Origin of the sequence: Mesorhizobium sp. M7A.T.Ca.US.000.02.2.1 (assembly GCF_003996995.1) — a bacterium.
Taxonomy (GTDB): Bacteria; Pseudomonadota; Alphaproteobacteria; order Rhizobiales; family Rhizobiaceae; genus Mesorhizobium.
This window is the reverse complement of record NZ_RZTT01000203.1, coordinates 1-10,789: the sequence shown is the minus strand read 5'-3', so window position 1 is coordinate 10,789 and position 10,789 is coordinate 1. Positions and strand designations below refer to the sequence as shown.

Annotated in this window: 13 protein-coding genes; 10 read left to right on the top strand and 3 right to left on the bottom strand. The window is 61.5% G+C overall.

What is annotated here, in order from left to right:
- Positions 1-105: 105 nt before the first annotated feature.
- Positions 106-477, bottom strand: coding sequence for a nuclear transport factor 2 family protein (locus tag EOD15_RS19365; RefSeq protein ID WP_127322129.1), 372 nt, complete (start codon positions 475-477; stop codon positions 106-108).
- 641 nt (positions 478-1,118) lie between these two features.
- Between EOD15_RS19365 and EOD15_RS19360 the strand changes: the two genes are divergently transcribed.
- Together EOD15_RS19360 and EOD15_RS37240 are read left to right on the top strand one after the other, a co-directional pair.
- Positions 1,119-1,703: a hypothetical protein gene (locus tag EOD15_RS19360; protein WP_127322128.1), complete on the top strand. Its 585-nt coding sequence runs from the start codon at positions 1,119-1,121 to the stop codon at positions 1,701-1,703.
- On the top strand, positions 1,672-1,797 hold the full coding sequence (locus tag EOD15_RS37240) for a hypothetical protein (RefSeq protein WP_281035567.1): 126 nt from the start codon (positions 1,672-1,674) through the stop codon (positions 1,795-1,797). The genes EOD15_RS19360 and EOD15_RS37240 overlap by 32 nt, the downstream gene beginning before the upstream one ends.
- Positions 1,798-2,042: 245 nt before the next feature.
- Here the strand turns inward: EOD15_RS37240 and EOD15_RS19355 are convergent, their stop codons facing one another.
- Complete coding sequence (locus EOD15_RS19355; RefSeq protein WP_127408745.1) at positions 2,043-2,654, bottom strand: methyltransferase domain-containing protein; 612 nt, start codon at positions 2,652-2,654, stop codon at positions 2,043-2,045.
- Positions 2,655-2,951: 297 nt separating this feature from the next.
- Between EOD15_RS19355 and EOD15_RS19350 the strand changes: the two genes are divergently transcribed.
- The 7 genes from EOD15_RS19350 (at position 2,952) to EOD15_RS19315 (ending at position 9,293) form a co-directional block, all read left to right on the top strand.
- Positions 2,952-4,706 (top strand): portal protein, encoded by a 1,755-nt coding sequence (locus tag EOD15_RS19350; protein WP_127322560.1) that lies wholly within the window; start codon positions 2,952-2,954, stop codon positions 4,704-4,706.
- Entirely contained in the window at positions 4,703-5,023 is a 321-nt protein-coding gene (locus tag EOD15_RS19345) for a hypothetical protein (protein WP_127322561.1), read from the top strand. The genes EOD15_RS19350 and EOD15_RS19345 overlap by 4 nt, the downstream gene beginning before the upstream one ends.
- 585 nt (positions 5,024-5,608) lie before the next feature.
- Positions 5,609-7,894: a hypothetical protein gene (locus EOD15_RS35815; protein ID WP_185929021.1), complete on the top strand. Its 2,286-nt coding sequence runs from the start codon at positions 5,609-5,611 to the stop codon at positions 7,892-7,894.
- Between the two features lie 2 nt (positions 7,895-7,896).
- On the top strand, positions 7,897-8,292 hold the full coding sequence (locus EOD15_RS19330; RefSeq protein WP_127322623.1) for an SMI1/KNR4 family protein: 396 nt from the start codon (positions 7,897-7,899) through the stop codon (positions 8,290-8,292).
- Entirely contained in the window at positions 8,289-8,495 is a 207-nt protein-coding gene (locus EOD15_RS19325; RefSeq protein WP_127322622.1) for a hypothetical protein, read from the top strand. The genes EOD15_RS19330 and EOD15_RS19325 overlap by 4 nt, the downstream gene beginning before the upstream one ends.
- A 290-nt stretch (positions 8,496-8,785) precedes the next feature.
- The gene (locus EOD15_RS19320) at positions 8,786-8,989 is read left to right on the top strand and encodes a hypothetical protein (protein ID WP_127322621.1); all 204 of its coding nucleotides are present in this window, start codon (positions 8,786-8,788) and stop codon (positions 8,987-8,989) included.
- Positions 8,979-9,293 carry a hypothetical protein gene (locus EOD15_RS19315; protein WP_127322620.1) on the top strand — a complete coding sequence of 105 codons (315 nt, stop codon included), beginning with the start codon at positions 8,979-8,981 and terminating at the stop codon, positions 9,291-9,293. The genes EOD15_RS19320 and EOD15_RS19315 overlap by 11 nt, the downstream gene beginning before the upstream one ends.
- Positions 9,294-9,568: 275 nt before the next feature.
- On the opposite strand, the gene EOD15_RS19310 is transcribed toward EOD15_RS19315, so the two are convergent.
- Positions 9,569-9,883 carry a YMGG-like glycine zipper-containing protein gene (locus tag EOD15_RS19310; RefSeq protein WP_127322619.1) on the bottom strand — a complete coding sequence of 105 codons (315 nt, stop codon included), beginning with the start codon at positions 9,881-9,883 and terminating at the stop codon, positions 9,569-9,571.
- Positions 9,884-10,139: 256 nt separating this feature from the next.
- Here EOD15_RS19310 and EOD15_RS19305 point away from each other — a divergent pair, with 256 nt between their 5' ends.
- Positions 10,140-10,709, top strand: a complete 570-nt coding sequence (locus tag EOD15_RS19305) for a hypothetical protein (RefSeq protein WP_127322618.1) — start codon at positions 10,140-10,142, stop codon at positions 10,707-10,709.
- Positions 10,710-10,789 lie beyond the last annotated feature (80 nt).

Genomic DNA, 10,789 nt, shown 5'->3' with positions numbered 1-10,789 from the left:
CGGCATGGATCCTATGGTCTGCGCCGCGTCGCTCCGCTCCTTGCTCCGCCATAGGATGACGAAGAGGCATCGATCGCACCACCGCATTTCGAATTGAAGCCGTGGTTACTCCACGATCTTCCAATACGAATCCTTGCGGATCACCTTGCCGTCGCGAAATGTGTAGAAATCACAGCCCCGGACCTCCTTTTTGACGCCGTCGCGGGTGGTGCCGGTGAGGGTCCATTTCGAAATGCCGGTGTCGACAGCTTCGTCCGCAAAGTGCTCAGCCTTGCCGTAATGGACATCGGGCAAGCCTTCGAAGCGTGTCGCCAGCGCGTCCCGTACGTTGCGTTTGCCCTCGCAACGCGTGCCCCAGGGCTCGGCGCCCCTCGGCATCTCCAGGACGCAGTCGTCTGCAAAGAACGCCATGATGCGATCGAGATCGTGCGCGTTGAAGGCTTCGCATAACTCCGTCAGTGTCGCTCGAATGTCCATTCGCTCGTCTCCTGGATAGCCGTCGATGTCGAGTAGGTCATGGTGATTCATTGTTATATGCGAGTGTGTTAGTTAGTTTAAATATAAATAGCGCACTGTCACCGGAGTTCTACGTCCCGATTCGCGACGAAGCACAAAAGGCTTACGACGATGCACAGTCAGCTGTCGGACGGGCGCATTTCGAGAATACGATGTCGTTTGGCGATTGGTAATTCACTGAATGCTATACCTATCACCCGGCCTTGCAGCGAATCTTTCTCACAATAATCCTTGAGATTCCGATGTTATTTTTTACCGTTTTTGGAGTTATAGCGCTGTCGCTCGCGATCGCCATGGGAGTGGCTGCTGTTAAATCTAGAGATATTAGCCAACAGAAGCGAGTGGCGCTTATTTTTTGCGCCGCACTGCTCAGTGTTCCCGGATATTTGCTGTGTATATGATGCTTATATTTGTAGTGGTTTTGTTTCAGTAGGAACCAACGGGATGCGTCTGCTTTTCGGCTGATCCGAGATTATGCCGCGACTTCCAAGCGTCGTGGCGATGAATAAACCCCGGACAGCGGCATTCTTCAACAACCGTCACGGCTGGCGTCCCAAGTCCTTGCGAACGCCGCTTCGCCACAGCAGGACGAAGGGCCAGGCATGCACCCTCGCATCATCCCCGCAACCTTGCGCGATCTCAGTTACATCGCAGCCAATTTGCGCCCTGAGGACCGGGCCGAGATCGACTGCCAGCTCGACCACTGGTCGCCGGCACTGCTGGCGCTGACGGCGCTGCAGGGGTTTGCTTATGTCGCCGAGCTCGACGGCAATCCGGAGGCCGGCTTTGGCGCTGCCGAACAGCGCGGCGGTTTGTGGATCGCCTGGAGCTGGGGCACGCGCCGCATGAAGCGCTGCGTGCCTGGGATCACCGGGTTCTTTCACGCCGTGCTTGGGCCTCAGGTCGCGGCGCGGGGCGCCTGGCGGGTCGAGGCGCGGGCGCTGGCCGCCAATGAACTGGCGCTGCGCTGGCTTGGCCGGCTGGGCGCCACGCAACGCTGCCGGCTGCCGGGCTACGGCCGCAACGGCGAAGACTTTTTCCTCTACGACTGGACAAGAACCTCTAATTTCGGAGAAGGCTGGAACCATGTGCCTGTTGCAAAAACCACCGGAACTGAAGCCATTGCCGCCGGTACCGACGGCGCAGGACAAGGACGTGCAGGCGCGCGAGGCGGCATTGCGGGCTGAGCTCGAACAGCGAAACGGCACCGCCGGCACCATCAAGACCGACCTCGCGCCAGGCAGCCTCACCGGCCAGCGCCGCGTGCTGCTGGGGCTTTGACCATGACCGCGATGAAACGCAGTTTCAGGAAGCGCGTGTGGGACTGGTGGGTGTGGCGACGCCATGCGCGGGTGATGAAAAGGCGGGGATAATCTCCCCCCTCGAGGGGGAGATGGCCGCGAAGCGGCCAGAGGGGGTCGTCGCGCGTAGAGCGCTAGCCTCCCCTGTCGGCGATAGGAGGTCGCGTCCGGTCGGACCGACCCCCTCTGTCGCCTTTGGCGACATCTCCCCCTCAAGGGGGGAGATTACGCTCGCCGCGCAAACGCCCACACCATCAGCGGGTATTCCTCGTCATTGCTGAGATCCCGCCACAGGCCGTAGGCGCGGACGGGGCCGCCGATATGGGCTCTGGCGCAGGCCTTGTTGCCCCAGCCGTGGACCTTGACGTTGGCTTCCGCGAAGCCGCCCTCGACCATCAGCTGTTTCAGGCCGGCGGGCGTCCACCTGTTGTAGTCGTGCGGCCTGGCGTGGACGCGGAACAGGAACGGCGTCGCCACCATCGCCCAGCCGCCGGGCCGGGTCATGGCGTGGATGTTTTCCACCGCCGCGTGAGGCCGCCGCACATGTTCCAGCACCTGGTCGGCGATGACGATGGAATATTGCTCGTCGGTGCGATCCTTGCAGATGTCGAAGGCGGGGAAATCGACCGAGCGGTAATTGGGGCACATCGCCCGCCAATAGCGGTTCCAGCCGGGCGATATCTCGATCACGTCGGAAGCCTTGCGGTTGCCGGCTTCGAGAAACAGCGTGAACGCCTCGATCTGGCGGATGCGCAGCCAGTTGCGGGAATCGTAACCAATGAGCCGTTTCACGGCGCGTTTGCTTTGGCTTTTCAGGGCGGCAAGGCTTGTCGTCACATCGACCTCCTCCAAAACCCGCCGCTGACGTGCGTAGCACCGCCAAGTGGGCAAAAGATGACAAGCTGCCACATCGAGGCTGCCAATCTCCCCCCTCGAGGGGGAGATGTCGCCGAAGGCGACAGAGGGGGTCGGTACGACGGGACGCGACCTTCAGGCTTAAAAAGAGAATGCTAGCGCTCCATGCGAGACGACCCCCTCTGGCCTGCCGGCCATCTCCCCCTCAAGGAGGGAGATCAGCAGCTTCGGCGCCGCGCGCCCTTATCAACCCCATCTCATACCCCAGCGAGGCCTCCCATGACCGACACCCGCGCCCGCAATATCCTGTCCCGCCAGTCCGAGCTCGAGAGCGAGCGCAGCCAGTATGAGGCTGTGTGGGAGCAGGTGGCGGAGTTCTGCGACCCCGATGCGCCCGATATCTGGAGCGGCCGCCGGACCGGCGGCCCGGACTCGCAGGCCGAGCGGCAGGAGCGGCGCGGCGCCCGCGTCTATGCCAACACCATCAACTCGGCCGCCAACCGGCTGGCCGCGGGGCTCGAAAGCCTGATCATCCCGCAGTCGGAAAAATGGCACGGGCTGTCGACCGCCGCGATGAACGACAAGGAGACCGATGAGGAACAGGAATGGGCGGAGGCCTTGCGCGATTTCCTGTTTGCGCTGCGCTATTCCGCCAATTCGAATTTCGTGCCGGCGACCCAAGCCTGCCTGCGCAACGTCGTGCGCTATGGCCCGGCCTATCTCTATGCCGAGGAAGGGTTCGGCGCGACGCTGATCCGCTACGCCTCGATCCCGGTGGTCGAGGGCTATCTCTGCCGCAACCGCTGGGGCCAGGTCGACATTTTCCACCGCCGCTACGAGCGCACGGCGCGGCAGGCCGCACAGCTGCTCGGCTATGAGAAGCTGCCGGCGCGGATCAAGGTGCTGGTCGACGATCCGGCCAAATGCGAGACGAAAATCTCGCTGATCCAGTGCATTGAGCCGCGCGACGAGCGCAAGATGTATCGGCTGGGCGGCCAGTACCAGTATCTCGACACGGCCTTCGCCTCCTACCATGTCATCGAGGACGAGGAGGAGATCGTGCGGGAAAGCGGGTTCCGCACGTTTCCGGTGTCGACCTTCAACTGGCGCCGCTACGAGGGCGACCCCTATGGCATTTCGCCTGCTATCGAGGCGCTGACGACGGTGCGCGAGGAAAATGCCGTGCGCCGCTCGGGGCTTCGCGCGCTGCAGCAGATCACCGATCCGGCGACCGCCTCGAAGGCCCGGCTCGACTATGTGCCGGTGCTCAACCCCGGCGAGAATTATCCCGGCCTGATCGACGACAATGGCAGGCCGCTGATTGCGCCGATCTCGACCGGGCAGAACCCGACCTATGCCTTCAACTACGCGCAGAGCCGCGCCGACGAGATCCGCGACATGATGTTCGTCAATCTGTTCCAGACACTGGTGCAGAACCCGCAGATGACGGCGACCGAAGCGCTGATCAGGCAGGAGGAGAAGGGCGCGCTGCTTGGGCCGTCCGGCTCGATCATCCAGGCCGGCTTTGCCGGCAATCTCGACCGCGAGCTCGGCATTCTGGAGGACAAGGGGCTCTATGAGGAGGACAGCCGCTTCGTGCCGCCGGAGAGCCTGGCCGGCAAGGCGGTGCGGCCGACCTTCACCGGCCCGCTCGACGTGTTGCGCCGTTCGGCCGAGGCGCGCGACACCATCCAGGTGGTGACGACGGCCATGCAGATGGCGCAGTTCGATCCCGGTGTGATGGACAATATCGACAGCGACGAGGCGATCAAGATCGTGCAGAGCGCCGGCCGCAGCCCGCAGCGCATCTTTCGCCGCAAGGAGGAGGTGGACGAGTTGCGCGATGCCCGCGCCAAGGCCAGCCAGGCGCAGGCCGGCATGGCGGCGATCGCCACGGCCGGCAAGGCCGCCAGGGACGCTGTGCCGGCGGCCGTGCAGGCGCGCGACAGCGGCTTGCTCGACGGGTTGCAGGATATGCTGGGCGGCGGTGGCCAAAGCGGGCAGCCCGTCGGTCCGACGGGTAACGGCGCATGAGCCGGAAACGCTTCGCCCATGCCGGACAGGCCGGCAGCCCCGCCAAGGCGCGGGACGCGCTGGCCAAGGCGTATCTCAGGGTGTTTTCAGGCGAGGACGGTGAGATGGTGCTGGCCGATCTCGCGGCGACGACCGGCTATTACCGGCGTCCGTCCTATGGCGAGTGGATGGCACGCACCAGGACGCCCAACGGCTTCGAGCTGCACAGCGCCTTGAGCAATGCGCGCGCCGAGGTGGTGCAGCACATTATGGGGTTCCTGACGCTGGATGACGCGCAGCTAGTGGCGCTGGAGAAGGCGGCGCGGGCGGAGGCGTAGGCGGTGAAGCTGCCAATCTCCCCCTCCCCACCCGTGGGGGAGACGTCCGGTAGGGCAGAGGGGGGCACTGTCCCGCCGACGCTCGAACGATCACGCAGCCCATACTTGCCTCCATCCCTAGAAAGCAGCTTAACGCAAAAAGTTGGCGCTCTACGGCGCCCCCCTCTGGCCTGCCGGCCATCTCCCCCTCAAGTGGGGAGATCGGCTGTCGCGACTGCCTTCGCCAATTGTGAACGTTGCAGGAGGAGTGAGGCCGCGAAGCTGCCAATCTCCCCCCACGAGGGGGAGATGTCCGGCAGGACAGAGGGGGGCGCTGTCCCGCCGACGTACCCATCAATGCTCCGAAGGTATGAACCCTCTAAGTTGCCCAAACCGACCGTGATCCCCACCGTCATGGCCCTACGGCGGTAGCGCTGACGGCAAGCTCCACTGACCCACGCAGGCAGCACCGCTGCTTCAGGGTTTCTCCAAAAAGTCGATCCGACAAAACCCGCCAACGCGACGACCAGCGTGCGACCCGGCCGTGCCGTGATCGCCAGCGCCGCGCGCCCTTTTGTTCAAAGCCAGTTGGGCAGGAAACAGCCAATGGTCCACATCATCCCCCTCTCCATTGCACAGCGCCGGCTCGATACCGGCAATGCGCCGCAATACCCGCAGGGATCGCTGATTGGCGGCGCCATGCAAGGGCTGGGCGACCAGTTTTCGGCTATCGCCGAGCGCTACCAGCAGATGAAGGATCAGCAGGAGGCGTTCGACGCCGAGCTTGCGCGGCGGCGGTTCAACGGACGGATCGCGCAGGCGGAAGACGAGGCGGCGGCGAATGCGCCACCCGATGGCAGCGGCCTGCATGAGACCATGTACGGCCAGGTCGACCCGCGTAACGGCCAGGTGGTCAAATCAGGCCTGTTCGACACGCTGTTCGATGATGCCTTGCCTGGCATGCCCGAGAGCCAGCGCATCAATTTCGCCAGGCAGAAGGAAGCGATGCGTGCGGTTGGTGCGCGGCGCATGGCACAACGGCAGCTCCAGCAGCGCAAGGACTACGAGCAGGCGCAGGTCGACACGGCGCTCAAGACCAGTGCCATCGCCATCGGCAACGCCAACCCCGACGATACCGTCACCTTCGAAGCAGCCCGCCAGGAAGGACTCGACCTGATCGACAAGATGGGGCTCGACCCTGGGATCAGACAGCAGAAGGTCAAGGACTGGTTCGGCACCGCGGCCAAGACGCGCTTCGAGGCGTTGATCGCCAAGGATCCGAAGCGCGCGCTGGAAATGTTCAGCGAAGGCGCGCCGGCCTCCGGCAGCAATGCCTTCGGCGATACGGCGCAAGCCGAAAGCAGTTCTTTCTCGGGCAGTCCAAATATGGCCGGCGGGAAAGATGACCGCGTCGGCACGCAGACTCCGGATGAGCGCATAGCGCAGGCGTTCAGGGACGACCTTCCACAACAGGAACAGGAAGCGCTGGCCTTAAAGGCAAAGGTGGCCAAGTTCACTCAGGACATCGAGACGCGTGTCGCGATTGGTCGCGCCGAGGCGGAGGCGCCGGACGAAATCGCACGCACAGGCGCCTACCCGGGCGGTATGCTAGGCAGGGATGCCTACAGAACCATCTATGGCCTCGATGAAGGTGACAAGCGCTGGCAGGGTTTCGAATGGCAGACCGATGTCGGGAAGAAGATTTTCGACATGGGGACCATGTCGAACCAAGCGGTTCATGCCGCCCTTCGCGATGCTGATGCGGGGCCGGACACTTCGCAGGAAGACCAAGCGCTCCATAACGCAACCACCGTCGCGGCAAAGCTGGTCTTGGAGAGGAGGCGGGTCGATCCTGGTGGTTACGTCAGCGAATTGTCTCCGAACATCTCCGCAGGCTGGAAAGCCGTACTTGGCAATGGGCCTTCCGATCCAGCGGCATATGACCAAGGCACATACGACAGAACAATAGAACTGTCTGTTGCCCAGCAAAAAGCTTTGGGTGTTGATGATGAAAATCTTCAACCCGTGCCGTTCTCCATTCTCCGCAAGCTTGCTGACGACCGCGACAGCGGAAGCATGGACTTCATGGACAACTACGCGAAGGCAAGCGCGTTGTTCGCGCGCACGAAGGGTGGTGTCGCACGAGCAGCTCTGGTCCGGGAATTGGATGATGCCGGTCTGGGCGGGATTCTCCCTGGCGGCAAGCCGGGCCTTCCGGTGGACGAGGTGTTTCAGGCTGACGCCAAAGCCCTTGGCAAGATAGCCGCGAATGCCGGGATCGCCTTGGCCAACGCAAATGATTGGGTTGCCTACGGCATGTCCGGAGGAACGATCAGCCCTCCAGACTACACGGATGCCTACTACGAGCCGGAGAACAATGTCGAGAAGGTGATGATGCGTCAGGGAAGTGACGCATTGGGCTGGGCGATACCGGTGCCCGTTTTCGGTCGGGTCGGCAAGAGCGCAATACCGCGCGCAATTGAGTCGACGAGTGCTAGCGTACCGGAGGGCAAGGTTGCCGAAGACGTGCTTGGCAAATCCGCCGATGAGGCGGTACGGCCGGAAGTAGCTGCCGATCTCCCCTCGGGCAGTTTCTCAATGTCAGATTGGGCAGATTATCCGATAGGGGTTGTTCCCAAGCCAGAGGGACCATTCATACGGCTAGAAGGTACAGAGCACAAAGCTGCTAGAAAAGTGGCCGATAAAGCCAATCGCATTATCCGCCGAAAGCGAGGACTTGTCGGCCAGCCCGTGGATGTGCATGAAATCAAGCCAGTGAAGTTTGGCGGGAGTCCGACGGATGCGGCCAACAAGGTCATTCTGCCCCGCGAAGTTCATCAGCAGCAGGTTACGCCATGGTGGAATAAACTATTGAAAGAAATAGGAGAATAGCAGTGGGATATACTCTAACTGAGGGGCGTTTCGACCCACCGGCTGAAGCCGCAGTTGTCGATGGTCTGTCCTCAAACTTGGGAGTGACGCTGCCCAAGGATTACGCCAAATTCCTCAAGGAGCATAATGGAGGGGAAGGCTTCATCGGCGACAGCTATGTAATTTTTTTCAAAGCCGAAGAGTTGGTGGAATTCAATCGAGAATATGAGGTTGAAAAATATGCACCAGGCATCCTGTTGTTTGCATCAAACGGAGGAGGGGAAGCCTATGGCTTCGACACGCACGAAGTGGAAATGCCAATCGTGCGCATCCCCTTTATATTTATGGAACGGCAATCCGCCGAGACGATAGCGCGAGACCTCGCCGATCTATTTGCTACGCTGGAGGACTTGAAATGAGCGTCCAAGATACAGCTTCTCGCTCCAAGGGTATGGAATTGTTCGAGATCAAACCGATTGCGGTTGGCGGCGATCCAGTCAGTTTGGAGAACAAGATCTGGTTGACCAGACAAGAGCATTTTGAAGCGGTGCGCTTCTGGAATCGAACTATCGAAATTCAGCGTAAGGCGGCACTGGAAAAGGCGGGACGAAACGGGGAATAGGGTGCAAGGAGCACTGACTTGCGGGGGCCATGACCCACTTCGGACGATCATTGTGCAAATCCCCCTAACCGTAGGTGTCATGTAATTCGTCCGTATATCCCAACATGATCCTGGGACTATCTTCCAGAAGACACTGCATCCGAATGGCCGAGGAGGATTTTCCCTATGGGGAAAAAAATGAAGTTGCTGAATATCGTTGGACGGTTGTCGGAATTTGACGAGGAGGACCCGGTCTACGCAGCGGAGCCCACAATTATGCGGCGGAGCCTTGGACCGAGGATTCAGACGCAATGGTTTTGCCTCAGCAGGATGGGGTGTTGGTACCAGCCGAGGCAGCTAAAGAGGGCCTGGCATACTTTCTCGAAATCAACCTTGCGATCGAGATTACCGAGGCTTTGGTTGCATCGCAGAAAGAAAAGCCAAGCGTTCCGCTATCTGCGAACGCGTTATTTATTATGCCACCCATGCTGCGTGAGAAATTAAATGTCGACTAGCCCACGTTATGACGGGCAGCCGCTGCTTAGACTGCTGGATGTTTATGTGCTCTGGGCGATCGGAGAACTTTCTCAAGAGTCGGAAGAGGGCTTGAAAAGAATGGCCCCCAAACTGCAATCTCTGTTTGGTGGCGATGGACGGTGGCATGACGCAGTCGCCCAGTCCATGCACATGCCCGAGGGAATGCCGGCAGCAATCCGGGATATGTGGGTGAGGAATGTCGAAATCGCTCGCGTCAACGGCACGACCCTCCCGCCCGAGAGATTTGCCGAGATGTTCGTGGACGAGAATTTCAAAAGTTGAACGTTTGATTGGAATTGCGGTGATTGCGCCCTTTGTCCTGCCTGCAGTTCACCCTTTTATCGGCCGCATCACCTAGCTGGCTTGAACCACCGGACTGCAACATGGAAAATAGTGCACTGGACAGTAATTCGCATCGTCGCCCCCTCGTGAGTGCTAAACGATAGCGTCGAACTGCTCCGAATGTAAGGGTAGCACCAGCATCTCAGAACATCGCGCTGCCCCTCATCCCCCTGCCGGGACCTTCTCCCCGTTCAACGGGGAGAAGGTCCAAATGATCAATAATCGCCGTTATAATACCGGTCGTCGCAGGGCGCGGTGTAGATGTTGCCGCGGCGGTCCTGGTAGCGGCACATCTGTTCGCCGCGGCGCTGCGGCGTGGTGGAGCTGCCGACAACCGCGCCCAGCAGGGCGCCGGCGCCGGCGCCGATGAGCGTGCTTTCGGTGTTGCCGCCGATGGCCTGGCCGACGAGGGCGCCGCCGGCGCCGCCGATCAGCGCGCCGGTTCCGGCCCGCTGCTGGCCTTCGGTCTGTGCGCAGCCTGCCAGTGCTGCGGTCATCAGCACGGCGGCGATGGCTTTGTGAAAGTTCATGTGCGGTCTCCCTTGAAGGCCTGAAATCCCTATGGCTGGCCACGTGCGGTCGCATTGCGGCGGAACGGGGGCACGAGGCCTCACGATATAAGACATGGTTTCTCGGGCGTTGATAGGCCGGCGGCCGAAAACATCTCTTTCGAACAAGGCGCTAGCGGTGCTCCTTGTCAAAATGATTCAGCCTTCGACGGCTCGCCCTGCTGGGGCTTGATGGGTCGAGCTGCCAGAATTGCCACTGAAAAAATGGAGAAATGCCATGACCCGAGGTCTTCCCCGGACGCTTGCCCGTGCCGCCGCCCGCGAGGCCGGCCTTGCCCCGCCCAGGCCCGGCCTGAAAGCCGTCACCACAGGGCAGGGCGGATCGTACCGCACCGTCTTCACCTTCGCCGGCATGCAGGTGCCGGTCACCGATGCGCTTGCCTATGCCGGCCAGAAGATCTTCGACTTCACCGACGGCAAGGTGCGCATCAAGGGCGGCACGGCGCGGCTGCAGTTCGCCGTGCCGACCACCCGCGCTTCGACCATCAACGACAATGCGGCGCTGACTTGGTCGCTCGGTTCAGCGGCGGCATCGAGCGCGACGCTGGCCTCGACCATGGTCAACGTGCTGGCCTCGACCGCGCGCACGCTCGACGGTGTCGGTGCCGCACTGTCGACCGCCTCGACGGCCGACATCGCCGCCGCCGCGACGCTGGATGGCACGGTGACGCCGGTCGATCTCTATCTCAACCTGGCGTTTGCTATCGGGACGGATATCGACGCCGACGGGACGATTGCCGTGACGGGCACGATCACGCTGCTTTGGGAAAACTGGGGGGATGTTTAGCCGCTAATCTCCCCCTCGAGGGGGAGATGTCGCCGAAGGCGACAGAGGGGGTCGGTTCGACCGGACGCGACTCCCTGTTC

Bases quoted from the DNA above. Each gene is read 5' to 3' on its own strand.
- EOD15_RS19365 (WP_127322129.1), bottom strand. From the start codon at position 477: ATGGACATTCGAGCGACACTGACGGAGTTATGCGAAGCCTTCAACGCG.
- EOD15_RS19360 (WP_127322128.1), top strand. From the start codon at position 1,119: ATGCACCCTCGCATCATCCCCGCAACCTTGCGCGATCTCAGTTACATC.
- EOD15_RS19350 (WP_127322560.1), top strand. From the start codon at position 2,952: ATGACCGACACCCGCGCCCGCAATATCCTGTCCCGCCAGTCCGAGCTC.
- EOD15_RS19345 (WP_127322561.1), top strand. From the start codon at position 4,703: ATGAGCCGGAAACGCTTCGCCCATGCCGGACAGGCCGGCAGCCCCGCC.
- EOD15_RS35815 (WP_185929021.1), top strand. From the start codon at position 5,609: ATGGTCCACATCATCCCCCTCTCCATTGCACAGCGCCGGCTCGATACC.
- EOD15_RS19325 (WP_127322622.1), top strand. From the start codon at position 8,289: ATGAGCGTCCAAGATACAGCTTCTCGCTCCAAGGGTATGGAATTGTTC.
- EOD15_RS19320 (WP_127322621.1), top strand. From the start codon at position 8,786: ATGGTTTTGCCTCAGCAGGATGGGGTGTTGGTACCAGCCGAGGCAGCT.
- EOD15_RS19315 (WP_127322620.1), top strand. From the start codon at position 8,979: ATGTCGACTAGCCCACGTTATGACGGGCAGCCGCTGCTTAGACTGCTG.
- EOD15_RS19310 (WP_127322619.1), bottom strand. From the start codon at position 9,883: ATGAACTTTCACAAAGCCATCGCCGCCGTGCTGATGACCGCAGCACTG.
- EOD15_RS19305 (WP_127322618.1), top strand. From the start codon at position 10,140: ATGACCCGAGGTCTTCCCCGGACGCTTGCCCGTGCCGCCGCCCGCGAG.